The sequence below is a fragment of the Rhizobium sp. AN5 genome, from assembly GCF_900215255.1.
Taxonomy (GTDB): domain Bacteria; phylum Pseudomonadota; class Alphaproteobacteria; order Rhizobiales; family Rhizobiaceae; genus Agrobacterium; species Agrobacterium tumefaciens.
In genome coordinates, this window is record NZ_OCMJ01000004.1 from 958,250 (window position 1) to 980,982 (window position 22,733).

The following is a 22,733-nucleotide window of genomic DNA, read 5'->3' on the forward strand; positions in this document are numbered from 1 at the left end:
ATCGGCGTTGCTTCTTTGCAGCTATGATCCCGAAACAGACCTCTATCCACCCGATTCTTGACGGGTGATGCAACCAGCCCATTGCGTGACTCGTTAGCATCGGGAATCAGTGGCGCTCCTCGATCCCGGAAGGTCTGATTTTATGTTCCGTCGTTTTCTGGCCGCCGTTCCGCTGGCTTTCGTTTCTTTGACGGTTCCGATCGACACGCAGGCGCAGGTCGCCTCCGGTCTCAATGGCCTGTCCGACGATCAGCTCCAGCAGGCGGTCAATTTCGTCATCGGCAATGCGATCTTCTCGCTTTATCACGAGGGTGCACGCATGCTGATCTCGGATTTCGGTGCGCCGGAGACCGGCAGCGCGCAAGCACCTGCCGATCAACTCGCGGGCACGCTCATCCTTCAGGCCAACGAGGAATGGCTTGATACCGCACTCGTCAATGCTACCGACAGCTGGTATCTGGCGCGCGAGACGGAGGCTTTGCCCCAGCACGAAGCACCGGTGTTTTCGGCGCTTGTTCCCGACAGGAGCCGCGATCGCAACATGGCCTGCCTGATGGTCGGCCGCGACAAGGACGGCTATGGCGATCTTGCCACCATGATGGGGCTCGCCAATGACGAATTTGCCAAATGTGGCGCCGCCTATCCGCGTATCGCATCGGCGTGGGAAGATTTTCTGACGCCCCACCGCGCGCAGACGCCATCCAGATTTACCGTGAGCTACGTGCCGCCGCGCGATCCGGAGCTGGAACCTTACGCCATCATGGTCAAGGAATCGAAGGTTCTCGATCTTATCAGCCGCAGTTTCGGCGCTTACGGCTTGAAAGGCGAGGTCAAGTTGACGGCGAAGTCCTGCGGGCGTCCCGATGTCTACTGGTCGGCCGAAAAACGCGAGATCACCTATTGCTACGAACTGGGTAAATTCCAGGCGGAGCTGATTGCCGATCATCTCCTCAACAGCGTTACCGAAGACAAAGGTTCCGCCGGCGGGCATACCCCGACGGCCGTTACTCTGGAAAGAGAAATCTGAGGCCAGTTACCGGATGCGCGGCAACCTGTCCTCTTGAAACGGGAGGATATTGCCATGCCGAAGGTTGTCGTTCGAAATTTCGTCATTTCGATTGACGGATACGGTGCCGGGCCGGATCAAAGTCTTCAGAACCCGCTGGGTGTGAATGGCGAAATGCTGCATCAATGGGCGTTCAAGACCCGCACCTTTCACCGCATGTTCGGCAAGCAAGGCGGCTCGACCGGCACGGACGAGCAGTTTTCCGAGAAAAGTTTCGAAAATATTGGCGCCTGGATCTTGGGCCGCAACATGTTCGGCCCTATCCGCGGTGCCTGGCCGGATGAACACTGGAAGGGCTGGTGGGGGGAAGAGCCGCCTTATCACGTGCCGGTTTTCGTACTGACGCACCATGCGCGCGCCTCCTTTGCCATGAAGGGCGGCACCGTGTTTCATTTCGTCAACACGGGCATCAAGGCCGCCCTCGACATGGCGTTGGAGGCGGCAAACGGCAGGGACGTCCGGATCGGCGGCGGCGTTGCGACCATTCGGCAATATATGGCCGAAAGCATGATCGACGAACTGCATCTGGCGCTGGCCCCGGTCTTTCTCGGTAAGGGCGAAAATCTCTTCGAGGGGCTGGATTTGCCTGCGCTTGGTTATCGCTGCACCGCAACGGTGGCAGGCGAGGGCGCTACCCACTTGACGATCGACAAGGCGTGAATGCTCGCCGTTAAAGGTATCCCCACCAACATTGCACAGCGGTTTTCTGCGCTGGCAGTTTCCCCCACGCCCTCCTTCCTGTGCTCGTCACAGGAATCCATCCGACGCGCGTCTGCGAGGCAAGAGAACCCTTCCAGCCCAGGGACTTGGGCTGGCTAGATTCCTGTGACGAGCAGAACAAGGGAGAAGGGACAACACGCGACTGAAGAATGGCGTGCGTCGCTCCCAATCGCCGGCAACTCAGTTGCGCAGCGAAATTTCCAGAAGCTCGGTATCGGACAGCGGCTCCACCCAGGCCTCATAGGTACCAACAGGCGAAAATCCCATCATCTGGTAGAGTTGCAGCGCGCGCGGATGGTCAAGCGTGTTGGTGGTCACCGTCACGCGCTTCGGATTGTCCTGCCAGGCGGCGTAGAGCGCCTGCAACAGGAACCACTTGCCGACGCCAGCACCGATCGCCTCTTCGAGAAGCCCGAAATAGGAAAGCTCGGTCACCTCGTCGCTTGCCTTGTTCAGCTCGAAGAAACCGGCGGGTGCACCGTTCATGTAAAGGACGGTAACGCTGTTCTTCGGGTCCTTGAGGACGGCGGACAGTTCCGCATCGCTCATGCGCATGCGTTTCTGCCAGTGCCAACGTTTTCCCACCCGCCAGTACATGTAGCGGTAAAAGTGCAGGGGAATATCGGTGACCCGCATCAGTGCCGTCTGGATGTTGACGGGGATAGCAAGGCTGACCTTGGGCGGCGCCGTCATTTCCAGCTGCGTGACATGCGCCTTCAACGGCCCATGCGACACCACGGGAAGAGGTTCGGCAGGGCCGGTGACAACAGGCGTGTCTTCCAGTCCACCCCATTCCGACCAGGAACCGTCATAGAGCGAATTATCCTGATGGCCGAGCGATTCCAGCGCCAGCGTAATGACGGCGGCGGTAACGCCCGAGCCGCAGCTCGTCACCACAGGCTTGCCAAGATCGATACCGGCATCCGCCATCATCTTGCGGATGGCGGTGAGGTCCTTGAAGTGGCCGTTCTCGGAAAATGCGGTGGCGGGCAGGCTGCGAGCGCCAGGCATATGGCCAGAACGCATGCCGGCACGCGGCTCGGCCTCGTCGCCGGTGAAACGTCCCGCGCCGCGGGCATCGGCAATCTGCTTTTCGCCACTGTCAACGATGCCGCGCATGGTTGAAAGCGAGGTCACGCGCTTTTCGTTGAAATCGGGTGTGAAGGTGGCAGGCTCGATTTCCGGCGTGCCGGTTTCTAGCGGCCGGCCTTCGCGCTTCCAGCCGTCAAGACCGCCATCCAGCACGTAGGCCTTGCGCACGCCCATCACCCGCAGCATCCACCACACGCGCGGTGCGGAAAAGAAACCGGGGCCGTCATAGACCACGATCGTATCGGTGTCGCTGAGGCCAAGCTCGCCCGCCTGTTCCGCGAAGAACTCCGGCGAGGGCAGGGAATGCGGCAATCCGGTTGCATGATCGGCAATCTTGTCCTGATCGAAGAACACGGCACCGGGCAGGTGACCCGCCGCAAATTCTTCCGCACCGTTGCGTTTATGCGCCGGCAGATACCACGAGGCATCAACGAGACGAAACCCGGCCGTGCCGAGCTGCTTTTCTACCCAGTCCGCCGAAACGACGAAACGGCTCTTATCCGTGCTCACGATGTCTCTCCTGATTTCAGGCAGCAGCTTCAGGCGTGCCGAAACGAATGCGGAACCGCCTGTTCTCCTTGCCCTTCTTTTCTATCTTGGCAATGTGAATATCGCCCACTTCCTGCGTTTCGGAAACATGGGTGCCGCCGCAGGGCTGGCTGTCGATGGTAGAGTTTTCGCCGATGCAGACAAGGCTGACCCGGCCAAGACCGATTGGCGGGCGCACATTCTTGGATTTGACGATGCCCGGATTGGCCTGAAGTTCTTCGTCGGTAATCCACTGCAGGAAAACGGGATGGTTGGCTTTGACCAGTTCCATCAGCTTTGCCGTGACTTCATCCTTGTCGATGGTTTCCGACATGTCGAAATCGACGCGCGATTCGTCTTCGCCGACGGCAGCACCGGTGATCGGCCACTGGCAGACGACGGATAGCAGATGGCAGGCCGTGTGCATCCGCATCAGCTTGTAGCGGCGCGGCCAGTCTACATGCAGGGTCAGTTTTTCACCGACCTCGGGGGAAGGCTGACCTTCCAGCGGCACATGGATGATCACGCTCTTGTCGGAGCCATTTTTGGTGATGCCGAGTTCGATGCGCGACCCATCGGCCCGCTCGAGAAAGCCGCTGTCGCCCGGCTGGCCGCCGGACGTGGCGTAAAAGCAGGTCTGGTCGAGTTCGATGCCGCCATCCTCATGCACCGCCGTGACGATCGCTTCTGCGGTGGAAAGATAAAAATCGTCACGGAACAGGGCATTCACAGGCATTTCGGCATGTCCTCAAACGGTTTCGTACGGAACCGCAATCTCGCTTTTCGTCGCCAGCCACTGCGGAACCGGAAGCCCCTTGGAGCGCAGGAAATCCGGATTGAACAGCTTCGACTGATAACGATTACCGTAGTCGCAAAGTATCGTCACGATTGTATGCCCCGGACCAAGCTCGCGGGCAAGGCGGATTGCGCCGGCAATGTTGATGCCGGAGGAGCCACCGAGGCAAAGACCCTCTTTCGTGACCAGATCGAACAGCACCGGCAGGGCTTCCGCATCCGAAATACGATAGGAGAAATCCGGCGCGAAGCCTTCCAGATTGGCGGTGATGCGCCCCTGTCCGATGCCTTCGGTGATAGAGGAGCCTTCCGACTTCAGGACGCCATGCTTGTAAAATTCGTAGAGGGCGGCCCCCTCAGGATCGGCAAGGCCGATCTTGATGTCGGGATTGAAATCGCGCAGGCCATCGGCCACGCCCGCAAGCGTTCCGCCGGAACCGACGGAGCAAATGAAACCATCGACCTTGCCGTCCGTCTGGTCCCATATTTCCGGTGCGGTTGTCTCGATATGGGCCTGGCGGTTGGCGATATTGTCGAACTGGTTGGCCCAGATCGCGCCGTTTTCATCCGTCGCGGCCAGCTGTTTTGCCAGGCGGCCGGAAACCTTCACGTAATTGTTCGGGTTGGAATAGGGTGCCGCCGGAACCTCCACCAGCTTTGCGCCGAGAAGCTTCAGCGCATCCTTCTTTTCCTGACTCTGCGTCTCGGGAATGACGATGACAGTCTTGTAGCCGAGCGCATTGGCCACCAGCGACAGGCCGATGCCGGTATTGCCTGCCGTGCCTTCCACGATGGTGCCACCCGGCCGCAGCTGTCCGCGCCGTTCCGCATCGCGGATGATGTAGAGCGCGGCGCGATCCTTCACCGATTGGCCGGGATTGAGAAACTCCGCCTTGCCGAGGATTTCACACCCCGTCGCTTCAGAGGCAGCTTTCAGACGGATAAGCGGCGTATTGCCGATAGCACTGAGCGCAGAGGGATGAATGGTCATGATTGAGCCTTCTTGTCTGAGCGGAAATTAGGTGCCGTTATGTCCCGTTACAACCGCCTCAAGGCAAGAAATTATCTTCCCGCCTCAGGCTTCGCCACGCAAAATTTTGCCGATACCCAATTTTATGCGTTGTTCTTCACTGCGGCATAGGCCGCAAGTGCTCTTTCCCGTGCCTTCCCATGGTCGACGATCGGCAGCGGATAGGTCTTGCCGAGCTCGATACCCGCCTTTTTAAGCACCTCTTTCGGTGCTTCAAACGGCTTGTGGATGTATTTTCGCTCGAGCTTTTCAAGCTCCGGCACGAAGCGGCGCACGTAGTCTCCCTCGGCATCGAATTTCTCCCCCTGCAATATGGGGTTGAAAATGCGGAAGAACGGCGAGGCGTCCGCGCCCGAACCCGCCACCCACTGCCAGTTGGCGGCGTTGGAGGCCGGATCGGCATCAACAAGCGTATCGCGGAACCACTTCTCGCCTTTGCGCCAGTCGATGAGTAGATGTTTGATGAGGAAGGATGCCACGATCATGCGCACCCGGTTGTGCATGGTGCCATGTTTCCACAATTGCCGCATGCCGGCATCCACGATCGGATAACCCGTCATGCCACGCGTCCAGGCGTTGAAGGATGTGTCATCGTCCCGCCAGCCGAAGGCGTCGAAACTGTCGTTCCAGTTTTTCTCGTCCAGCGCGGGGAAGTGGAACAGCAGATGGTAGCAGAATTCCCGCCAGACGAGTTCCTTGCGGAAACGGCTGATATCGTTGGACGCGATATGGCGTGAGAGCCCCTTCGTCGCATGCCACACGGCGGCGGGCGATATTTCGCCGAGCGCCAGATGCGGCGCAAGAAACGAGGTAGCGTCCTTCGCCGGAAAATCGCGGCCTTCCTCATAACCCTTCAAGGCACCATCGATGAAATCATCGAGTTTTTCCCGAGCGGCATTTTCACCTGATGTCCATATCTCGCTGAAATCTCTGGCCCAGTCTGGTTTGACCGGCAGAAGCTTCCAATCCTCGAGTTTCTCCGATTTTGGCCATGTCTCAGGTGCCTTCAGGCTCTGGGGTGCATCCGCCGGCGCATGTGGCTCCTCGCCGCCCTCCAGCGCCCGCCAGAAGGGCGTGTAGACCCGGTAAGGACCGCCGGATTTGGTCTGCACCCGGGATGGTTCATGCAGCAGGTGTCCGGCAAAGCTGCGAACTGTCAGTCCGTCGTCCCCAAGCGCCTCTTTTAGTGCCTTGTCCGTTGCCATGCCGGTCGGCTCATAGCGACGGTTCCAGAGGACTGCATCCGCGCCGGTTTCTGCTATCAGCCGGCGCAGCGTCTCCTCTGCGTTGCCGCTCCTGAGAAGTAGACGGCTGCCGCATTTTTCCAGCGCCGCGGAAAGAGAGGCAAGCGAATGGTGAAGCCACCATTTCTGCGCGCCGCCCAGCGGGCCGCAGGACGCCTCACGGATATAGAGCGGTATGACGGGGCCGCCATGCTCCACCGCTGCGAGTAGGGCAAGATTGTCCGCAAGGCGCAAGTCCTTGCGGAACCAGACGATAACAGGAGAGGAATTTGTTGGCATGAAGGGATCCGGTTCACTTCCGCTTGAACGAGTGTTGAAACGCTTTGTTCCTCAAATCGCGTAGGATGGAAAGCTGGAGGCACATGGTTTTTAGAGGGCTATTTTTTCGACCTTGAAACCGAAAGTGAAGGGAACCAACTGGAGGAGCCGGCGTTTGTCGCTGGTTAATAGAGCATGGAAGTACAATCAATGTTGCTGAAAGACGTTAAGTGGGAAAAGCCTGTTACCATATCCTTGGAAAACGGTGCTCCCCGGATTTTCAACGGCGTTTACGAGGCCTTCGATTTTCTCCAGCACGAATGGCCACAACGCGGTGACAAGGCGCATGAGCAGGCCCTGCGTCTGTGCCGCGCCTCGCTGATGGGGGACGTGGCGGGAGAGATTGCGCGCGCCGCATTTGTTACCGCAAGCCGGCAGGCGCAATGCCTTGTGGAGGCCGGAAACAAGGTGGAAGATCAGGGTAAACTCGCATCCTGACAGCGTTCCCGGATTGAGATGTGAAAGGCCACCCGTAAAGCCGGGTGGCCTTGTTTTATCCGCCGCCAGAAACGGGTTGTGTCGAACGCAGGATATGGCATCGTGCGCGTGCAAAGCGGATGAATACGGCAATGACCAACCACTACGGCTATATTGTTTTCCCGACAGCTCTCGGCCATTGCGGCCTCGCATGGGCAGAGCGCGGTATCGCCCGTCTGCAATTGCCCAGCGCAGATGCCGGTGAAACCGAGAAACTTATCCAGAAACGCCTGCCGTCGTCTTCCATTGCTGTACCCGACACACGGGCCCGTGAGGTGATTGCGATGGTTGCCCGCTATTTCGATGGTGAAGAGATTGATTTTACGCCCGTGGAACTCGACCTTGCCGGGCAGGAGCGGTTCTTTCTCGATGTCTATGAGGTGGCACGGCATATCGGCTGGGGTCGCACGACGACCTATGGCGGTATCGTAAAAACGCTGGGCCTCTCCATGGAAAAGGCCCGCGACGTTGGGCAGGCCATGGCGAAAAATCCCGTGCCGCTGATCATTCCCTGCCATCGTGTTCTGGCGGCCGGCGGCCGGCTGGGTGGATTTTCCGCGCCGGGCGGAACGAACACCAAATTGCGCATGCTGGATCTCGAAAATGCCGGCCGCAGCCGTGCTGACGATGCACAGGGTAGCCTGTTTTAAAGCAATGGCAGATCAGTCCGCATGAATAGCGGTCTGATTTCTGCCCTTTTCTCGTCAAATTGTCGCTAAATTGTCACAATACACGGACGCCCTCTAACATAAGGGCGAGACGTTTGAGAGTATCCGCGTTAATTCTATCCGCTGCCTTGGCTTTTACAGTCGTTGCGCCCGCTTCGGCGGGCATGCTGAACCAGGCTGAAAAATACACCGGGCTGCATGAATCCAAAAACAATAAAAGCCTGAAGAATATTCTTGGCGCAAATCCCCGCAGCACCCCGTGGTGTGGCCTGTTCCTGCATGCCGTTGCGAGCAAGGCCGGGCGCGCATCTCCCAAATCCTACGGATTTGCAAAATCCTGGACGTCATTCGGTTATGCCGTTCCCGTCGCCGCCGCCAAACCGGGCGATGTTGTCGTCATTCGCAACGGTCGCGGTTATCACGCCGGAATATTGAAGAGCATGAGCGGCAAGACAGCGCAAATTCTCGGCGGCAATCAGTCCGGTCGGGTGCAGGTGTCGAACTTCAACCGCAAGGCCATCGTTTCCGTGCGTCGCTGAAGACCGGACCAACTTAGTACGATCCTTATAAAGGCGGGCTGTGGCCCGCCTTATGCGTTTTAAGGCCTCTATGGCTGTTCCCTTGTGCCGGGCGCCGCATCGCGCTGGTCATCGTCCTCAAGGTCTGTAGCGACGATGAAGGCATCCTCGTGTTGCCGAGCCGCCTGCCGGCGTGCGCGCAGGCTTATGGATTCATCGGGATAAATCTCACTTTCTTTCGATTTGAGTTCGCTGTCGGTTTCAAAACGCGGCAAATCCTCGTCTTTGATATCGAGAGGTTCGTTTTTCTTCTGTTTCGGATCGCTCATGGATGGTCCTCCTGCGGGTTCGTGCGGGGCAAACGATCCTGCAGTGAGTAGGGTTCCCTTTTTTCGGGGAAATGAGCATCCGCAATCTCGGGACACGGAACAATTTCCGGCCATTTCTGTTTTTCATTCGGCACAGTCAAAGCCGATGCGACGCAAAGAGGAGGACGTTATGAACCATGATCGCGAAGCAGCAATCCGCGAAAAAGCCCGCGCAATATGGGAGAGGGAAGGCAGACCGGAGGGACATCACGAACGCCACTGGATGGAGGCGGAACGGGAGGTCTCGGCAAGCAAAGAAACCGGAAAGACCAACGGCAAAAATGGCGCGAAAAAACCCGCTGCCGCCAAGTCCTTGGTGCAGAAGAAGGTGACTGCGGATAAGGCGTTGGCAAAAAATGCCAAATCACCAGCGGTAAAATCTCTTCAGAAAGAGCAAAAAGCTGAGACCCGCCGAAAAGACGACGACCTGACCGAAAGCCTTGAGGAAAGTTTCCCGGCAAGCGACCCGCCGGCACTCACCAACGCGTCTACTGCGACGAAGCGTGTGGCGAAGAAGACCTGAGGTCAATAGCGCCCAGCTACGCGCATATGCCAAGATCGATATAGAGCGAATGCTGCGGCATCTCGCTCATCATGCCATGTTTTGGAAAAAAAAATGGCTCCCCGGGCCGGATTCGAACCGGCGACCTGTCGATTAACAGTCGAATGCTCTACCGCTGAGCTACCAGGGAACGTGCGCTGCTTGGCGCGGTGTGAGCGGGGTAATACAAATGCTTTTCCGATTTGCCAAGCGCTTTTTTCAAAAAAAACGCATTCATCTTGTTTTATCTCGCCGGAGTCCCGATTTTCCGGGCTTATCGACGGTGAAAAAATTATCCACAGGCCAGATGTTAAAGGGCAGTATGGAATGAAATTTGGAATGGACCACAGAACGGGTCGTCTCAATCTCGGAAAATGGAGCGTTGCCATGCCGCGTTCGCGCGTCGGCAGGATCGCCACCGGCTCGGCGCTGGTGGTGGGCGGAACGCTTGGGTTTTTGCCCATCCTCGGTTTTTGGATGGTCCCGCTTGGTCTTATCGTGCTTTCCCACGATTTGCCGGCGGTTCGCCGCAGGCGGCGGCGGCTGGCAGTCTGGTGGGCATCGCGACGCAATGGTCGCAACACCCGCAATAGAGGTGGACAATAAGGCTCAGCCGCCCATCGAGCTGCTGAGGCCCTGTCCGGCCCAGAAGGCGGCATAGGCGAGTGCTGCGAAATAAATCGCCGTCAGGATGAGAAACAGATACCCGCCAAGCACGGTCACGCCGTCCCTCTGGATCATACCCGCCGAAAAAAGCAGGATGGCGACGCCCGGCAGGGTGTTGGAGAAGGGAATGAAGCCGAGCGGCATCATCAGCAACACGCCAGCGGTCATCAGCGCAAGTCCGTTTACTCTATTGGCGACGATGCCCGCCGTCAGCGCCGGAAGGCGCGGGCGAATGAAGCGATCGAGCCTGGAGACAATGGCGACGCCTTTCTGCAATGCCGGCACCAGCTTTGCCGTTTCCATCTGCCGGTCGAGAATCCTGGCCGGCAGCCATGGCAGACGGTTGAGGGTTATGGCCAGACTGACGAGAATGATCGCTGCGCCAAACACGGTGCTGACGCCGGGAATGGAGACCGGAATGAGGAAGGGCAGGGAGGCTATGGCACAGATGAGCAACAGGCCCTGTTCGCCGATTGCCTCCATCAGCTCGCGCAATGTGATCGTCTGACCTTGTAGTTTCCCAATCAGCTTTTCGAGCGTGGTGCTGAGCTTTTCAGACGTATCAGTGAATGCGAATTCGTTCGACATCAGGCTTCCCGGAAGTTGCTTTAACTCCGGGTTTGATACCATTCATCCTGCCGAATGCCTACCGCCGATGGAAAATCAGCGTCTTTTCGGACCGGTGCTGCTGCCCGCCTTTGTCAGTGGGAAACCCAGCTGCTATAGGCACCTGCGAGAAGAACAATCAGCAGGATGACCAGTATGACCGGATTGATCGACGTAATGAAGCTTACATAGTCCATGATAACTTCCTCCTCTTTCCGCCACACCTTATTCTACCGCAAAAAGGCCGGTTTATCTACCTGAGGATGAAATTTCGCATCGCAGCAACCATTCGCCGCTGCGGTCTGGAATTGTTTGTTTTTCTCATTTGCCGCAATGCAAAAATAAATCTTCCAACATTTGCCATTCTCTTGCGTTGTCTCTAATCCTGATTTGTCGGCGGTCGATAGTCAGACCGTCCGCCGCTGACAAACCGCCACTGAGATGCCTTGGCTCCCGCCTTGCCGTCGGTCTAAAACGATCTTCCCCGAGGACATGAAATGCTGAAAAACATCTATGCCTGGACGATGGCGCTTGCCGCGCGCAAAAGTGCCGTGTGGTGGCTGGCGATCGTGGCCTTCGTCGAAAGCTCCGTCTTCGTCGTGCCGGCGGATGTGCTTTTCCTGCCCATGGTGCTGGCAAAGCCAAAAAAGGCGATGTTTTATGCGCTCGTCGCAACGGTCGCTTCCGTTCTCGGTGGCATCGCCGGCTGGTTCCTCGGTCACTACGCTTTCGAGAGCATCGCGCGGCCAATTCTGGAATTTTACGGCAAGCTGGACAGCTTCGAGCAGCTCAAGAATTCGGTGAATTATGAGACCATCATTCTCCTGCTGGTGACATCGGGCTTTGCGCATCTGCCGCCGATAAAGGTCGTCACCATCCTCTCTGGTGCGGCCAATATCAGCCTCGGCCTGTTCATTCTCTCGGCTGTCGTCACGCGCGGCGCACGCTTTTTCATCCTCGCCGGGTTGCTGCAAAGATACGGTGAACCGGTGCGCCACTTCATCGAAAAACGCCTTGGTGTTATTGCCGCCGCAGTGGCCGCAGCGCTCATCGCCATCTATGCGGTCTACGTTTTCGTGCGCTGACGAAACGCAGTTTTTCTACTCTTACAATACTGTCGCATAACTTTCAGCCTACTGTCAGAATCCAGCTGTATCGGTTGTCTCGTCCAATGAGAGAACCGATTTATTATGCGAAGATTATGGAAGTGCTCCTTGGGGGGTATGGGTATTGCTGTGCTTGCCGCAGGCGGTTATCTCCTCGCCATCCAGCTTCTCGGCAACTTTCACGAGGTGGTGGCAGGGCAGCTTTACCGCTCCAACCAGCCAAGCAGTGAGCAGCTGGTCCGCTATGCCAGGGACCATGGCATCAAGACGGTCATCAATCTGCGCGGAGAGAATGAATCCGAGGACTGGTACAAGGATGAGATCAAAACCTCGCGCGAGCTTGGGTTGACCCATATCAATTTTGGCATGTCAGCCCGCCACGAACTCGACATGACCAAGGTGAACCAGTTGGTCGCGATCATGCGTGATGCGCCGAAGCCCATCCTCATCCATTGCAAGTCCGGTGCGGACAGGACGGGCCTTGCCACCGCGCTTTATCTCGGCCGCGTCGCGTATCTCGGTGAAAAGGCGGCTGAGAGCCAGCTTTCCGTCCGCTACGGCCATATCGGCATCCCCTATCTGTCTGAGACCTATGCCATGGACCAGACCTGGGAAAATGTCGAACACATGTCCATCGCGGACGACTTCACAATTGCTTCAAACGAGTTTTGAAAACGGTCGGGCGTAGCGTCCGCAAAATTGCAAATCGAAGCGGCATGTTGAGTTCCGTTGTGATCGCGCAACGGTCCGGACGGGCGCAAACGCGTGGTTTCCTAACTGTTGAGTTCTCAACGACGCAGCCTGTCTTTCATCAGGCGACCGGATTTCTCCCTCTCAAGGTTCGTCGGAAATTACATTTTTTGTCTATATATTAGTAACTTATGCGATCCAACAATTAAGTTGACTCCTTTAATCATCTTTTATAGAGCGACGTTGTTTCAACTTCTGGATCGCATCATGACCCCAAAATCATTTATGAGCGGCCTTGCCGCATCGCTCTTGTCTATTCTCTTTACCGCCCCTCATGTAATGGCTGAACAAAAGACCATCACAGATGTCATCGGACGCGAGGTGAAGGTTGACCTTCCAGCAAAGCGTGTTGTTCTCGGTTTCTACTTCGAGGACTACATGGCGGTCGGCGGCGAGAAAGCCTATGATTCCGTCGTCGGCATTTCTCGCGAAGCCTGGGAAGGCTGGGTACCCGCCAACTGGAAAATGCATCTCGCGCATCGCGCCTCACTTGCCGACATTGCCGATGTCGGTGAAGTGGAAGCGCAGACTTTCTCGGTCGAAAAAGTGTTGAGCCTCAATCCCGATCTGGTGATTCTGGCAGACTGGCAATACAAAGCGCTTGGTCTCGATGCCGATCGTCTGGAAGAAGAAGGCATTCCCGTCGTCGTCGTCGACTACAACGCCCAGACGGTCGAGCGGCACGTCGCCTCGACCCGGCTTTTTGGCGACCTGACCGGCCAGGAGAAGCGTGGCAAGGAAATTGCCGACTTCTATGCCGGTTCGCTGAAAGAGGTCGCTGACCGGGTCGCCAGGTCCGGAAAGCCGAAACCGAAGGTCTATGTCGAGTTCGGCAACAAGGGTCCGGCCGAATATTCTTTCACCTACGGCAAGAACATGTGGGGCGCCATGTCCACGGCGGCTGGCGGCGACAACATTGCCGCTCCCTTCGTCGAATGGTGGGGACCGATCAATCCAGAACAGGTTCTGGCGTCCAAGCCTGACGCCATCTTCATTTCCGGTCGCGAAAACAACAAGAACCCGGCAGCGCTGCCCATGGGACAGGCGGTGAAGGCGGCAGACGCAGGCGAGAAACTCAAGGCATTTGAGGCCCGTCAGGGCTGGAGCGAATTGCCCGCCATCAAGAACGGCCAGCTGTTCGGCGTCTATCAGGGTGCGTCGCGCACGCTCTCCGATTTCGCCATGGTTCAGTACATCGCAAAGCAGCTATATCCCGAGCAGTTCAAGGATGTCGATCCGATCGCCAACTATCTCGGCTATTACAAGAAGTACCTTCCGGTAACGCCTCAAGGCACTTTCGCCATCGCCGTCAAGGATTGATATCGCGCTTGCCTGCGGCGGCGCAGAACCATGCTTTCTTCGCCGCCACAGTGGCGAAATCTCGCGAACGCCGCCGTTGCGGCGTCCGCTTTTCAAGACAGTCCTTTCAGGCAGGTTTTCATGACAATTGCTGCCCGCAACGCCGAGGCCATCGGTGCGCACCGGCTGCGCGAGCGCCGTCGCTGGCGTGTCGTCTCTATCTTCTTCGTATTGATGGCGGTGAGCCTTGTTCTCGATATCGCCACTGGTCCTTCGCTGCTGTCGCCCGCCGAAGTGGTGAAGTCGCTGACCGGCCTTGGCGAACGGGCCGCCATGACCGATTCCATCGTGCGCGGCCTTCGCCTGCCCATGGCGCTGATGGCGCTTGCCGTCGGTGCGGCACTCGGGGCAGGTGGCGCGCAAATGCAGACCCTGCTCAATAATCCCATGGCGAGCCCCTATACGCTCGGTATGGCCGCAGCCGCCGGTTTCGGTGCGGCGCTGGTACTGGCGCTTGGCGGTCTCGGGCTGGATGCCATGATTGCCGTTCCGCTGGGCGCGTTTGTCTTTTCCATGCTCGCAGCACTTTTTCTCTTCATGCTGGCCTCCATGCGGCAGATGACGACCGAAACCATCATTCTCGGCGGCATTGCGCTTCTCTTCCTGTTTCAGTCGCTGCTGTCGCTCATCCAGTTCCTGTCCTCGCCGGAGCTGTCCCAGCAGATCCTTTTCTGGCTGTTCGGCAGCCTGACCAAGGCAACATGGCCGACGCTTGGCCTGACCGCTGCCGTGACCGCCCTCTGCTGCGCCCTGTTGATGGCGGATTGCTGGAAGCTGACCGCGCTCAGAATGGGGGAGATGCGGGCGGCAAGCCTCGGCATCAATGTCCGCTGGCTGCGCATGAAGGTTCTCGTCATCGTCGCCATCATGACCGCGACGGCCACCAGCTTCGTCGGCGTCATCGGTTTCATCGGGCTGGTCGCGCCGCATATCGCCCGCATGACGGTGGGCGAGGATCAGCGCTTCTTCCTGCCCATGTCGGTGCTGAGCGGCGCGCTGATGCTGTCGGCTGCCTCGATCCTCTCCAAATCGATCGTTCCCGGTGCGCTGTTCCCGGTTGGCATCGTCACGGCCATTGTCGGCGTACCGTTTCTGATGTGGCTGATTTTCGCTCCGAAGAGGCGCGGCCGATGATGGTTCTCGATTCGATTTCCGCCGAGCGCGGCGGACAGACTGTAGTGAAAGGCCTGTCGGCACGTCTGGAGGCGGGGCATATTCATGCCGTCATCGGCCCCAACGGAACGGGCAAGACGACCCTTCTGAGAGCGATCTTCGGCGATCTGCCACTTGCTGCCGGTTCGATCAGCCTCGGCGACCGCCGCCTTCGGGCCGGGGAGAGGGCGGGGCGGTATATAAGGCAGTGGCGCGACGGCTTTGCCTACATGCCGCAAGACACCACGGCCGATATTGCGCTCAGCGTACTGGAGGTGGTGGCACTCGGCCGGTTCGGGCGTCTGTCGCTGCATATTGACGACGAGACGCTCGACCTGGCCATGACACGCCTGCATCAGGCGGGCATAGCGCATCTGGCGGGCAGGGAGATTGCCTCGCTCAGCGGCGGGCAGCGGCAGATGGCGCTTTTCGCGCAGGTTCTGATGCGCGAGCCGCAGGCGATGCTGCTGGACGAGCCGGTCAGCGCGCTGGACCTCAAACATCAGGTGGCGCTTCTCGATCTGGTGCGGCAGGAAACCCGCGCCAATGGCTGGGTAACGCTCGTCGTGCTGCATGATCTCAACCTCGCCTGCCAATATGCCGACAACCTGCTGGTGATTTCCGGTGGCGCATTGAAGGCGACCGGCGCGCCGGGAGATATCGTCACGCCGAAACTCATTTCCGAGACCTACGGGGTGACGGTGGAAGTTTTGCGGGACAGGCGCGGCAATCCCGTCATCCAGCCGGCTGGCGACCCGCTGCCCGAACATTTCAAAACCCTTGAAGGAATAATTGCATGAAACGATTTTTGATGACGTTTGCCGCGGCTTTGGCCGTAACCTTTTCTGTCGCGCCGTCCTTTGCTGCCGAACACAAGGTGCTGATGCTCAATTACGGCACGGACGGCAGCATGGTGTTCGAGCCTTCCTTTGTGAAGGCAGAGCCCGGCGACACCATTACCTTCGTGCCGCAAAATTCCAGCCATTACGTGCAGTCCTATGCCGTTCCGGAAGGCGTAACGCCCTGGAAAGGCAAGCTCGATGAGGCCTTCACCGTCACCGTCGAGAAGGAAGGCGTCTATCTCTATTATTGCCCGCCGCATCTGATGATGGCGATGATCGGCGTGATCCAGGTCGGCAAGCCCGTCAATCTGGAAGCGGTCAGGCAAAAGGCGGAGAAGCTGCGCCCCAAACTGGTCATGAAGGGCGAAAGGCTGGACGCGGCTCTGGCACAGGTAACGCCGGCGCAATGACGCTGTCTACATGCTCGACCAGATGGGACGCTCGATCCCTCGAATCTCGCTCGCCGGGTGTGTGAAGCAGCCCGCACGAAAAAATTGGCTGCAATCACCATAACAAGGATAAACCAATGGCAAATAAACTAGTCGAAACGACATTGAACGATCTGCTCAACGGCGAATTGCGCGCCCACCACGCCTATCTTCAGGCGGCCGCCTGGGCGGCTGAGCGCAATCTCGATGGTTGCTACAAGTTTCTGCTTGGCCATGCTGCCGAAGAGCTGGAGCATATGCACCGCATCTTCAGCTTTCTGAACGATCTCGGAGCTCCAGTTATTTTCACCGAGCTGCCTGCCCCACAGGTCACCGCAAACGATATCAAGGGGTTGTTTGCAATTGTCGCGCAACACGAATCGCGTGTCACCGCCGCCATCAACGCGGCGGTTGATCTCGCGCGGTCTGAAAAAGACCATGCGACCACATCCTTTCTGCAATGGTTCGTGAACGAACAGCATGAAGAGGACAGCCTGTGCCGCACGATAATGGGCAAGATCGAGCTGATCGGTGACGGTCCCAATGCGCTTTATCTGATTGACCGCGAAATCGGCGAACTGGCTGAAAAGGCCTGAAGGCTGCGCAGCATTCATTGATATTCCACAAGCTGCATCAAACGCAGCTTGTGGCTGGTTCAGTCACTTCCCAAATCCGGCGTCCATCCACGCGTATAGCCTTTTCCCATGATGGCAACCGCAAGGGAAAGCTGTTCCTGCAAATGTTCGATTTCGCCCAGCAGCGTTTCAACAGCCGCCTTCGCATCGCCATCATGACACTGGATGACATATCCAGCTATGTCGTCAGGCCGTACAGGGGTGATTTTTTCCGCATCGGGCATATCGGTTGACCTCTCGTTTGTTCACTAAATGTTCTAATTTTAGCGGAGAGTCAACAAGGCAAATGCGTGCCGTCTCTGGACGGTCACAGGCTTTGCAATAAGGGTATATTTCAGGAATTATCGTTGAATGCACTCGCGCCCGCCACGGCCTCGCACCGCAGTGTCAAGCGTCAATGAACGGATGGATCTTCGCCGTCCAGGAAGCTGCGAATTCCATCTTTCTCACAGGTGGCCAGGAATTCTTCCCAGGCGTCCTTGTCTGTCGTAAAAGGTTCTTCCCAGGTGGTGACATCATCGTGCTCGCTGATAACCTCGAGCGTCCAATCCTGTTGGGTGCCAGCCGGCCGGTAGATATCAACCAGAACCGTGATACCGTCGTCTTCAAATTCGCCTGAGAATTCCGAGTGTTCAATTTTTGTTTTTTTGACCATCACAGCACACCTCGTTCTCAGGCTTGGATAAACGCACACCCACACCGCATCTTGTCAATTCGCGCATGGCGCCGGCGAGAATGTGGCTGAAAAAATTATAGCCAGCTCTGGGGGAACTGGCTATCTATCTGTTTTTAATGGTCGGAGCGGCGGGATTCGAACCCACGACCCCTTGACCCCCAGTCAAGTGCGCTACCGGGCTGCGCTACGCTCCGAACCTGAAAGCCGTTTATATATAAGCCTGTTAGGGCGCAAGCGGAAAATAGCCTTTTCTTGAAAAAAGGAACAAAGGCTGTGGACGGTGGGCAGGGGACTTTCTTCCCGACGATGTTGCCCGTCAAACGCGTGACACATCATCCTTCCATCATGGCGGGAACCTGCCGTGTTCTTTGGCGTTCCAATCTAAGCGAAACTGAAATTCAGGGAGATGAAACATGTCCGAACTCGTCGTTGTCGGTTTTGACGGAACGGAAGAGGCCGACCGGGTCCTTCTGAAACTTGCTGGAATGAAAAAGGAATATCTGGTCGATCTGGAAGATGCCGTCGTCGTCGTTCGCGATGAAAACGGCAAGGTGCACCTGAAACAGAGCGTCAATCTGACGGCGATCGGTGCAAGCTCCGGTTTTCTCTCCGGTGGTCTCTGGGGCGGCCTCGTTGGCCTGCTGTTCCTCAATCCGCTCGCGGGATTTGCGATCGGCGGCGCGATCGGTGCGGGAACGGGTGCGCTTGCGGGGTCGCTGACGGATTACGGCATCGACGACGATTTCATCAAATCTCTGGGTGAAACCATCCCGAATAGCTCTTCGGCGTTGTTCGTGCTGATCCGCAAGGTGCAGCCGGAAAAGGTGATGGCGGAACTGGAAGGTCTTCGTGGGCGGGTCATCAAAACCTCGCTTTCGCCTGAGCAGGAAGCGCAACTGCAAAAGGCGCTTTCCGGCGGAACGAAACAAGCCGCAGCACCTGCCGTCTGAACGCGGCAGGGAGAAGATGCTGCGGCATGATTTATGTCGCAGCAGATCGATAAAAGGGCGGCGGCGCTCCCTTCGACCCTTGCCGGAAACGTTGGCTTAAACCGTCAGCGTTCCGGTTTTCGCCTGCGGCCAGGTCAGATAATAATAGCGACTGCCGACATTGCCAAAAAATGCGTTGTCGCCGGAAATACTGTCGACATAGGCGCCACCGGTGGTCTTGGCATAAGCGGAACCGTCGCGCTTGAGGTGGTCCTTCAGAAAATCGCTCCAGCCGGTCGTGGTGATCTCGGTTGCCGGTTTTGAGGTGGTTGTCTTGTCGGCCTCCACGTCCCAGGCTTTTATCTTTGCGCCTTCGGTCGGATCGGAGACGGTCAGCGTTCCAGCGGCCAGCGCTTCCAGCATTGCCTTGGCTTGCGTAGCCTTGCTCGGGTCCTTGGAGAGTTCTTCCAGCGTCGCCTTCAGGCTTGTCATGAAACTGGCCCGTGTAATGTCGCCGGAGGGCGCCTGCGTGCTTGTGTCGTCGGTCTCCGCGGCAGTGCCGGAAACTTGCGCATATTGCGCCAGAAGCTGTGTCAGCCGCGTATTAGTGGAGGAGGGCGAGGTGTCGATCCCGTAGGAGTCGAGGATCGCAGTTCGTGGCGAGGAGGTCGAAGCGGAATTGTCCTCCTGCTCCTTGATGGCCTTGAGTGCGAGTTTGGTGGCATTGATGCGTGTGGACAGGTCGACGGAGGAGACCATTGCGCTCACTGTTTCCATGATCAGGCCGATACACGTCATGCATACCGAACCGGCTCGGCGAAGATTCTCGATCCCGCCTTTCGTCTCCTCTCATAAGAAGACCGGGTGCATCCCCAGCCGTCTCAAGCTTGGGATGCACCCGGTCTAATAGCCGAACTTTGCGCGACGCTTGCGGACATATGGTGCGTCTCTAATGAACGGAAGCGTTGGACGCGCTCAATGCCTTGGTTTCAGTCATGAAACCGCTACGCAGTTTTACTGGAAGTGCTCAGTTTTCCTGCACGGAAACACCGTTCGGGCCGATATTCATCTCGATCCCCTTCGGTTTGCTTTCCTCGTGCCAGACATAGGCTCCAAGGCCGACAAGAACCACCAGGAGTGCGCCAATGATAAAATAGAGATTGTTGGTCTGCGTCATAGGATGTCTCCCCGTTTGACAATCATGATCGCGGGCTAAACGCATGAAATAATGTAAGGTTCCGTAAGGGTAAGGACTTTAAGCGGCACTTCTGCTTCGGCGCAGGTTTTCGCGCTTTTCCAGCGCCATGCATCCCCACAATATGCCGAGCAGCAGGAAGAAATGCCGCCAGTGGTCGGTGTCGATGACGTTGCCGATCATCACATGCCCGACAAAGGTTACCCAGGAAATGATGAGAAACGGCTGCCACGGCCGCTGGCGCAGCAGCAGTTTGAAGCAGGCGGCAATGGTCCAGCAGATCAGCGTGAGATAGATGACGAAGCCGAACCAGCCATGCGTGGTCAAGCTTTTCAGCCAGATATTATGTTCTGCGGCGGGGAAGATGTCATCGAACACCATGGGGCCGATGCCGAGCGGATGTTCCATTGCCATCAGGAAACCGAGATAGTGGCGGGCAAAACGCCCGAGATGGCCGCCATCATAGGATTGCACCGCCGAGGCGCGGCTGGAGAACAGGTCTGCCACCTGCTTGAATTGCAGCGCGATGATGACGGCTGCCACCATCAATGCCACGGCGACGAGAAACAGAACGAGGATTTTCAGCCGGAATGCCGCCGTGCGCTCTTTCAGCAGCATGACGAAAACCAGAAGCACGGCCGAAAACAGGAAAAGGCCCCATGCGGCGCGTGAAAACGACAGGAACACGGCAAGAGACAGAATGAGCAGGCCAAGGATCCGCCATGGCGCATGCATTGCCTTGCCGGAGAGCAGGCCGTAAATCAGGTACAGCGACGGCGTCACCAGGAAGGGGCCGAAGACGTTAGGGTCCTGAAAGGCGCCCTTGGCGCGATCGTAAAGGGTAAAGACCTCGAAACCGGGAATGGCGTGAAAATATCCGATGATGCCGAGCAGGGAGGTAATCAGCGCTGCGGCGAGCCAGGCCCGGAAAATCAGCAGCAGCCGCTGGTGCTTGTCCTCGATGATGGCAGCATAAAAGACCGAGGTCAGCGCCAGAAAGGTCGATACGGCGAGATAAAGTGGCCCCTCGTCGAGATTGGCCATGGTGGTGAGCGAAAGATAACCGCCGACATTGAAGGCAAGCAGCAGGCACAGAAGCAGGACGACGGTGCGCGAGAGGCGCAAGCCCAGCAGGAACCAGATGGCCACTTGCCCCACCATCATCAGCTCGTAGGGCGCCGGTTCGGAAATCACGAAGCCGGAAAGAAAGACGCCGAAGGCAATGAAGAACGCGCCGACCAGCCGCATGGCGGCAAGCGGTGCGTCAAAATCCGGTGCGTGCTGGTAACCGGTGTGGGTCAATAGGCATTTTCCGATTTGAGCAGCCGGATCGGCGTCAGGAACAGGATCTTGAGATCGAGAAGCAGCGACCAGTTCTCAATATAATAGAGATCGTATTCGGTGCGGAACTTGATCTTGTCGCCGTGGTCGATCTCACCACGCCAGCCATTGATCTGTGCCCAGCCGGTAACACCGGGCTTGACCTTGTGCCGGGCGAAGTAATGCTCCACCACCTCGGTATATTTCAAGTCGCCCGTCTGGGCATGCACCGCGTGCGGGCGCGGGCCGACCAGTGAAAGATCGCCGTAAAGAACGTTGAAGAGCTGCGGCAGCTCGTCCATCGAGGATTTGCGCAGGAACCGCCCGACCGGCGTGACGCGCGGATCGTTTTTCGTGACGGCCTTTTTCGCCGTGGGGTCGCTGAGTTCCGTATACATGGAACGGAACTTCCAGACATTGATCGTTTCATTGTTGAAGCCATGACGCTTCTGCTTGAAGAACACGGGGCCTTTGGATGTCGTCTTGACGGCAATCGCCGCGCCCAGCATCACCGGCCACAACAGAACGATGCCGATAATGCTGAAGACGATGTCGAACACCCGTTTCCCGACCGAATCCCAGTCGCGTATCGGCTTGTCGAACACGTCGAGCATCGGCACCGCGCCGACATGGGAATAGGCGCGGGGGCGGAAACGCAATTTGTTGGCATGGGCCGCGATACGGATGTCGACGGGTAGCACCCACAGCTTGCGCAGGAGCTGGAGGATACGCGCCTCGGCACTGAGCGGCAGGGCGATGATCAGCATGTCGAGCTTCGTCAGGCGGGCGAATTCCACCAGTTCCGCGAAGGTGCCGAGCTTGGGATAACCGGCAACCACATCGGGCGAACGCTCGCTTTTCCGGTCGTCGAAAATACCGCAGATGCGGATATCATTGTCCGATTGCTGTTCGAGCGAGCGGATGAGGTCCTTTGCGGCATCGCCGCCACCGACGATCACGGCGCGGCGCTCCATCACGCCGTTGCGGCCCCAGTGGCGAATGGCGAAGCCTAGGATCAGCCGTCCCGTGAAAATGGCGATTGCGCCCGTGGCGTACCAGATGGCAAAAGTCTGCCAGGAATGCAGCGCTTCTGGCAAAAACAGGAGAAGGATGCCGGCGACGGTGACGAAGGACAGGCAGACGGCGCCCTGAATGCGGGCAAACATTTTCAGCGGCGCGCGCAGCGTCGGCAACTGGTAACAGTCGCCGGCCTGCAAAAGAAACACGCAAACCGCCGCGCCCAGCACCCCAATGCCGAAAACCCCAAGAAAGGTTTCAAGCCCCTGCCGGGCAGCGATGCCGTTGACGATGGCCGCGATGATCGCAAGCATCGAAAATTCGAGAAGACGCAATTGGCCGATGACCATGTTTGGCGAATGGTTGCCGGCGCGAAGCTGGTTGGCGATCTGCCGGGCAAGCGGATTGAGAACGACGCTTTCCGATGCGGAAGGCTCACCCGCATCGCGCTCGGAGATTTGCTGGCGCAACGTTGCCAGATCGAATTCAAGTCTTCCCTTGTCAGCCTTGGTCATTGCTTTGGTCCGCACCCTCCAGCCCATCGGCCCGAAAATCGGAATCGATTTTCGAAGGGAACGATGCGCAACTTCAAAGTGGTAGAGCACAGTTTTCGCATCCGCGAGGATATGTGCGCTCTACGAGCAGGAAACTAGCCGAAACATGCTAAGAAACGTTTATGATGAGTTT

The 22,733-nt window shown here is 57.7% G+C and carries 27 protein-coding genes and 2 tRNA genes; 15 read left to right on the plus strand and 14 right to left on the minus strand.

Annotated features, from left to right (window positions below):
• The first annotated feature begins 142 nt into the window (after window positions 1-142).
• Both CRP02_RS17110 and CRP02_RS17115 read left to right on the plus strand, forming a co-directional pair.
• Window positions 143-1,027: a DUF4344 domain-containing metallopeptidase gene (locus tag CRP02_RS17110; RefSeq protein WP_097171803.1), complete on the plus strand. Its 885-nt coding sequence runs from the start codon at window positions 143-145 to the stop codon at window positions 1,025-1,027.
• 54 nt (window positions 1,028-1,081) lie between these two features.
• A complete protein-coding gene (locus CRP02_RS17115; RefSeq protein WP_097171804.1) occupies window positions 1,082-1,726 on the plus strand; it encodes a dihydrofolate reductase family protein in 645 nt (214 codons plus the stop codon).
• A gap of 240 nt (window positions 1,727-1,966) precedes the next feature.
• On the opposite strand, the gene sseA is transcribed toward CRP02_RS17115, so the two are convergent.
• The 4 genes from sseA to CRP02_RS17140 form a co-directional block, all read right to left on the minus strand.
• On the minus strand, window positions 1,967-3,388 hold the full coding sequence (sseA, locus tag CRP02_RS17125; protein ID WP_097171805.1) for a 3-mercaptopyruvate sulfurtransferase: 1,422 nt from the start codon (window positions 3,386-3,388) through the stop codon (window positions 1,967-1,969).
• 16 nt (window positions 3,389-3,404) lie between these two features.
• Window positions 3,405-4,142 carry an alanyl-tRNA editing protein gene (locus CRP02_RS17130; protein WP_097102255.1) on the minus strand — a complete coding sequence of 246 codons (738 nt, stop codon included), beginning with the start codon at window positions 4,140-4,142 and terminating at the stop codon, window positions 3,405-3,407.
• A 12-nt stretch (window positions 4,143-4,154) separates the two neighbouring features.
• On the minus strand, window positions 4,155-5,192 hold the full coding sequence (locus tag CRP02_RS17135) for a cysteine synthase A (RefSeq protein WP_003512558.1): 1,038 nt from the start codon (window positions 5,190-5,192) through the stop codon (window positions 4,155-4,157).
• Window positions 5,193-5,314: 122 nt separating this feature from the next.
• Window positions 5,315-6,754 (minus strand): cryptochrome/photolyase family protein, encoded by a 1,440-nt coding sequence (locus tag CRP02_RS17140; protein WP_097171806.1) that lies wholly within the window; start codon window positions 6,752-6,754, stop codon window positions 5,315-5,317.
• Between the two features lie 189 nt (window positions 6,755-6,943).
• Between CRP02_RS17140 and CRP02_RS17145 the strand changes: the two genes are divergently transcribed.
• The 3 genes from CRP02_RS17145 to CRP02_RS17155 all read left to right on the plus strand — a co-directional run bounded on the left by CRP02_RS17145 (window position 6,944) and on the right by CRP02_RS17155 (window position 8,477).
• On the plus strand, window positions 6,944-7,231 hold the full coding sequence (locus CRP02_RS17145; protein ID WP_174002329.1) for a DUF982 domain-containing protein: 288 nt from the start codon (window positions 6,944-6,946) through the stop codon (window positions 7,229-7,231).
• Window positions 7,232-7,362: 131 nt separating this feature from the next.
• The gene (locus tag CRP02_RS17150; protein WP_097172824.1) at window positions 7,363-7,920 is read left to right on the plus strand and encodes a methylated-DNA--[protein]-cysteine S-methyltransferase; all 558 of its coding nucleotides are present in this window, start codon (window positions 7,363-7,365) and stop codon (window positions 7,918-7,920) included.
• A gap of 113 nt (window positions 7,921-8,033) precedes the next feature.
• The gene (locus CRP02_RS17155; RefSeq protein WP_025593218.1) at window positions 8,034-8,477 is read left to right on the plus strand and encodes a TIGR02594 family protein; all 444 of its coding nucleotides are present in this window, start codon (window positions 8,034-8,036) and stop codon (window positions 8,475-8,477) included.
• Between the two features lie 68 nt (window positions 8,478-8,545).
• On the opposite strand, the gene CRP02_RS17160 is transcribed toward CRP02_RS17155, so the two are convergent.
• Window positions 8,546-8,785, minus strand: a complete 240-nt coding sequence (locus tag CRP02_RS17160) for a hypothetical protein (protein ID WP_013635919.1) — start codon at window positions 8,783-8,785, stop codon at window positions 8,546-8,548.
• A gap of 169 nt (window positions 8,786-8,954) precedes the next feature.
• Here CRP02_RS17160 and CRP02_RS17165 point away from each other — a divergent pair, with 169 nt between their 5' ends.
• Window positions 8,955-9,347, plus strand: a complete 393-nt coding sequence (locus CRP02_RS17165; protein ID WP_097171807.1) for a DUF2934 domain-containing protein — start codon at window positions 8,955-8,957, stop codon at window positions 9,345-9,347.
• A gap of 94 nt (window positions 9,348-9,441) precedes the next feature.
• On the opposite strand, the gene CRP02_RS17170 is transcribed toward CRP02_RS17165, so the two are convergent.
• Window positions 9,442-9,516: transfer RNA gene (locus CRP02_RS17170), tRNA-Asn, on the minus strand.
• 176 nt (window positions 9,517-9,692) lie between these two features.
• On the opposite strand from CRP02_RS17170, the gene CRP02_RS17175 reads away from it, so the two are divergent.
• Window positions 9,693-9,971 carry a hypothetical protein gene (locus CRP02_RS17175; protein ID WP_013635921.1) on the plus strand — a complete coding sequence of 93 codons (279 nt, stop codon included), beginning with the start codon at window positions 9,693-9,695 and terminating at the stop codon, window positions 9,969-9,971.
• A gap of 3 nt (window positions 9,972-9,974) precedes the next feature.
• On the opposite strand, the gene CRP02_RS17180 is transcribed toward CRP02_RS17175, so the two are convergent.
• On the minus strand, window positions 9,975-10,619 hold the full coding sequence (locus CRP02_RS17180; protein WP_003512591.1) for an exopolysaccharide biosynthesis protein: 645 nt from the start codon (window positions 10,617-10,619) through the stop codon (window positions 9,975-9,977).
• A 515-nt stretch (window positions 10,620-11,134) separates the two neighbouring features.
• Between CRP02_RS17180 and CRP02_RS17185 the strand changes: the two genes are divergently transcribed.
• From CRP02_RS17185 to CRP02_RS17215, 7 genes are all read left to right on the plus strand, one after another.
• Window positions 11,135-11,722, plus strand: coding sequence for a YqaA family protein (locus CRP02_RS17185; protein ID WP_003512594.1), 588 nt, complete (start codon window positions 11,135-11,137; stop codon window positions 11,720-11,722).
• A 138-nt stretch (window positions 11,723-11,860) separates the two neighbouring features.
• Window positions 11,861-12,415 (plus strand): dual specificity protein phosphatase family protein, encoded by a 555-nt coding sequence (locus tag CRP02_RS17190; protein ID WP_179784054.1) that lies wholly within the window; start codon window positions 11,861-11,863, stop codon window positions 12,413-12,415.
• A 303-nt stretch (window positions 12,416-12,718) separates the two neighbouring features.
• Window positions 12,719-13,813: an ABC transporter substrate-binding protein gene (locus CRP02_RS17195; protein WP_097102268.1), complete on the plus strand. Its 1,095-nt coding sequence runs from the start codon at window positions 12,719-12,721 to the stop codon at window positions 13,811-13,813.
• Between the two features lie 120 nt (window positions 13,814-13,933).
• Window positions 13,934-14,986, plus strand: a complete 1,053-nt coding sequence (locus CRP02_RS17200; protein WP_097103271.1) for a FecCD family ABC transporter permease — start codon at window positions 13,934-13,936, stop codon at window positions 14,984-14,986.
• Complete coding sequence (locus CRP02_RS17205) at window positions 14,983-15,804, plus strand: ABC transporter ATP-binding protein (protein WP_097102270.1); 822 nt, start codon at window positions 14,983-14,985, stop codon at window positions 15,802-15,804. Before CRP02_RS17200 ends, CRP02_RS17205 begins: the two co-directional genes overlap by 4 nt.
• Entirely contained in the window at window positions 15,801-16,256 is a 456-nt protein-coding gene (locus CRP02_RS17210; RefSeq protein WP_097102272.1) for a pseudoazurin, read from the plus strand. Before CRP02_RS17205 ends, CRP02_RS17210 begins: the two co-directional genes overlap by 4 nt.
• Before the next feature lie 116 nt (window positions 16,257-16,372).
• The gene (locus tag CRP02_RS17215) at window positions 16,373-16,870 is read left to right on the plus strand and encodes a ferritin (RefSeq protein WP_003512602.1); all 498 of its coding nucleotides are present in this window, start codon (window positions 16,373-16,375) and stop codon (window positions 16,868-16,870) included.
• A 59-nt stretch (window positions 16,871-16,929) separates the two neighbouring features.
• On the opposite strand, the gene CRP02_RS17220 is transcribed toward CRP02_RS17215, so the two are convergent.
• The 3 genes from CRP02_RS17220 to CRP02_RS17230 form a co-directional block, all read right to left on the minus strand.
• The gene (locus CRP02_RS17220) at window positions 16,930-17,133 is read right to left on the minus strand and encodes a hypothetical protein (protein ID WP_013635930.1); all 204 of its coding nucleotides are present in this window, start codon (window positions 17,131-17,133) and stop codon (window positions 16,930-16,932) included.
• 170 nt (window positions 17,134-17,303) lie between these two features.
• Entirely contained in the window at window positions 17,304-17,564 is a 261-nt protein-coding gene (locus CRP02_RS17225; RefSeq protein WP_003512603.1) for a hypothetical protein, read from the minus strand.
• A 138-nt stretch (window positions 17,565-17,702) separates the two neighbouring features.
• Window positions 17,703-17,779, minus strand: a tRNA-Pro gene (locus CRP02_RS17230).
• A gap of 219 nt (window positions 17,780-17,998) precedes the next feature.
• On the opposite strand from CRP02_RS17230, the gene CRP02_RS17235 reads away from it, so the two are divergent.
• Complete coding sequence (locus CRP02_RS17235; protein ID WP_097102276.1) at window positions 17,999-18,535, plus strand: DUF1269 domain-containing protein; 537 nt, start codon at window positions 17,999-18,001, stop codon at window positions 18,533-18,535.
• A 96-nt stretch (window positions 18,536-18,631) separates the two neighbouring features.
• On the opposite strand, the gene CRP02_RS17240 is transcribed toward CRP02_RS17235, so the two are convergent.
• From CRP02_RS17240 to uppE, 4 genes are all read right to left on the minus strand, one after another.
• Window positions 18,632-19,312, minus strand: coding sequence for a hypothetical protein (locus CRP02_RS17240; RefSeq protein ID WP_097102278.1), 681 nt, complete (start codon window positions 19,310-19,312; stop codon window positions 18,632-18,634).
• Window positions 19,313-19,541: 229 nt separating this feature from the next.
• The gene (locus CRP02_RS17245) at window positions 19,542-19,691 is read right to left on the minus strand and encodes a hypothetical protein (RefSeq protein ID WP_003512607.1); all 150 of its coding nucleotides are present in this window, start codon (window positions 19,689-19,691) and stop codon (window positions 19,542-19,544) included.
• A gap of 78 nt (window positions 19,692-19,769) precedes the next feature.
• Window positions 19,770-21,011 carry a polysaccharide biosynthesis O-antigen ligase family protein UppF gene (gene uppF / locus CRP02_RS17250; RefSeq protein ID WP_097171809.1) on the minus strand — a complete coding sequence of 414 codons (1,242 nt, stop codon included), beginning with the start codon at window positions 21,009-21,011 and terminating at the stop codon, window positions 19,770-19,772.
• Window positions 21,008-22,561, minus strand: a complete 1,554-nt coding sequence (uppE, locus tag CRP02_RS17255) for a polysaccharide biosynthesis glycosyltransferase UppE (RefSeq protein ID WP_097171810.1) — start codon at window positions 22,559-22,561, stop codon at window positions 21,008-21,010. Before uppE ends, uppF begins: the two co-directional genes overlap by 4 nt.
• Between the last annotated feature and the right edge of the window lie 172 nt (window positions 22,562-22,733).

Bases quoted from the DNA above. Each gene is read 5' to 3' on its own strand.
- CRP02_RS17110 (WP_097171803.1), top strand. From the start codon at position 143: ATGTTCCGTCGTTTTCTGGCCGCCGTTCCGCTGGCTTTCGTTTCTTTG.
- CRP02_RS17115 (WP_097171804.1), top strand. From the start codon at position 1,082: ATGCCGAAGGTTGTCGTTCGAAATTTCGTCATTTCGATTGACGGATAC.
- CRP02_RS17130 (WP_097102255.1), bottom strand. From the start codon at position 4,142: ATGCCTGTGAATGCCCTGTTCCGTGACGATTTTTATCTTTCCACCGCA.
- CRP02_RS17135 (WP_003512558.1), bottom strand. From the start codon at position 5,192: ATGACCATTCATCCCTCTGCGCTCAGTGCTATCGGCAATACGCCGCTT.
- CRP02_RS17140 (WP_097171806.1), bottom strand. From the start codon at position 6,754: ATGCCAACAAATTCCTCTCCTGTTATCGTCTGGTTCCGCAAGGACTTG.
- CRP02_RS17145 (WP_174002329.1), top strand. From the start codon at position 6,944: ATGTTGCTGAAAGACGTTAAGTGGGAAAAGCCTGTTACCATATCCTTG.
- CRP02_RS17150 (WP_097172824.1), top strand. From the start codon at position 7,363: ATGACCAACCACTACGGCTATATTGTTTTCCCGACAGCTCTCGGCCAT.
- CRP02_RS17160 (WP_013635919.1), bottom strand. From the start codon at position 8,785: ATGAGCGATCCGAAACAGAAGAAAAACGAACCTCTCGATATCAAAGAC.
- CRP02_RS17165 (WP_097171807.1), top strand. From the start codon at position 8,955: ATGAACCATGATCGCGAAGCAGCAATCCGCGAAAAAGCCCGCGCAATA.
- CRP02_RS17175 (WP_013635921.1), top strand. From the start codon at position 9,693: ATGAAATTTGGAATGGACCACAGAACGGGTCGTCTCAATCTCGGAAAA.
- CRP02_RS17180 (WP_003512591.1), bottom strand. From the start codon at position 10,619: ATGTCGAACGAATTCGCATTCACTGATACGTCTGAAAAGCTCAGCACC.
- CRP02_RS17185 (WP_003512594.1), top strand. From the start codon at position 11,135: ATGCTGAAAAACATCTATGCCTGGACGATGGCGCTTGCCGCGCGCAAA.
- CRP02_RS17190 (WP_179784054.1), top strand. From the start codon at position 11,861: ATGGGTATTGCTGTGCTTGCCGCAGGCGGTTATCTCCTCGCCATCCAG.
- CRP02_RS17195 (WP_097102268.1), top strand. From the start codon at position 12,719: ATGAGCGGCCTTGCCGCATCGCTCTTGTCTATTCTCTTTACCGCCCCT.
- CRP02_RS17200 (WP_097103271.1), top strand. From the start codon at position 13,934: ATGACAATTGCTGCCCGCAACGCCGAGGCCATCGGTGCGCACCGGCTG.
- CRP02_RS17205 (WP_097102270.1), top strand. From the start codon at position 14,983: ATGATGGTTCTCGATTCGATTTCCGCCGAGCGCGGCGGACAGACTGTA.
- CRP02_RS17210 (WP_097102272.1), top strand. From the start codon at position 15,801: ATGAAACGATTTTTGATGACGTTTGCCGCGGCTTTGGCCGTAACCTTT.
- CRP02_RS17215 (WP_003512602.1), top strand. From the start codon at position 16,373: ATGGCAAATAAACTAGTCGAAACGACATTGAACGATCTGCTCAACGGC.
- CRP02_RS17220 (WP_013635930.1), bottom strand. From the start codon at position 17,133: ATGCCCGATGCGGAAAAAATCACCCCTGTACGGCCTGACGACATAGCT.
- CRP02_RS17225 (WP_003512603.1), bottom strand. From the start codon at position 17,564: ATGGTCAAAAAAACAAAAATTGAACACTCGGAATTCTCAGGCGAATTT.
- CRP02_RS17235 (WP_097102276.1), top strand. From the start codon at position 17,999: ATGTCCGAACTCGTCGTTGTCGGTTTTGACGGAACGGAAGAGGCCGAC.
- CRP02_RS17240 (WP_097102278.1), bottom strand. From the start codon at position 19,312: ATGACGTGTATCGGCCTGATCATGGAAACAGTGAGCGCAATGGTCTCC.
- CRP02_RS17245 (WP_003512607.1), bottom strand. From the start codon at position 19,691: ATGACGCAGACCAACAATCTCTATTTTATCATTGGCGCACTCCTGGTG.
- uppE (WP_097171810.1), bottom strand. From the start codon at position 22,561: ATGACCAAGGCTGACAAGGGAAGACTTGAATTCGATCTGGCAACGTTG.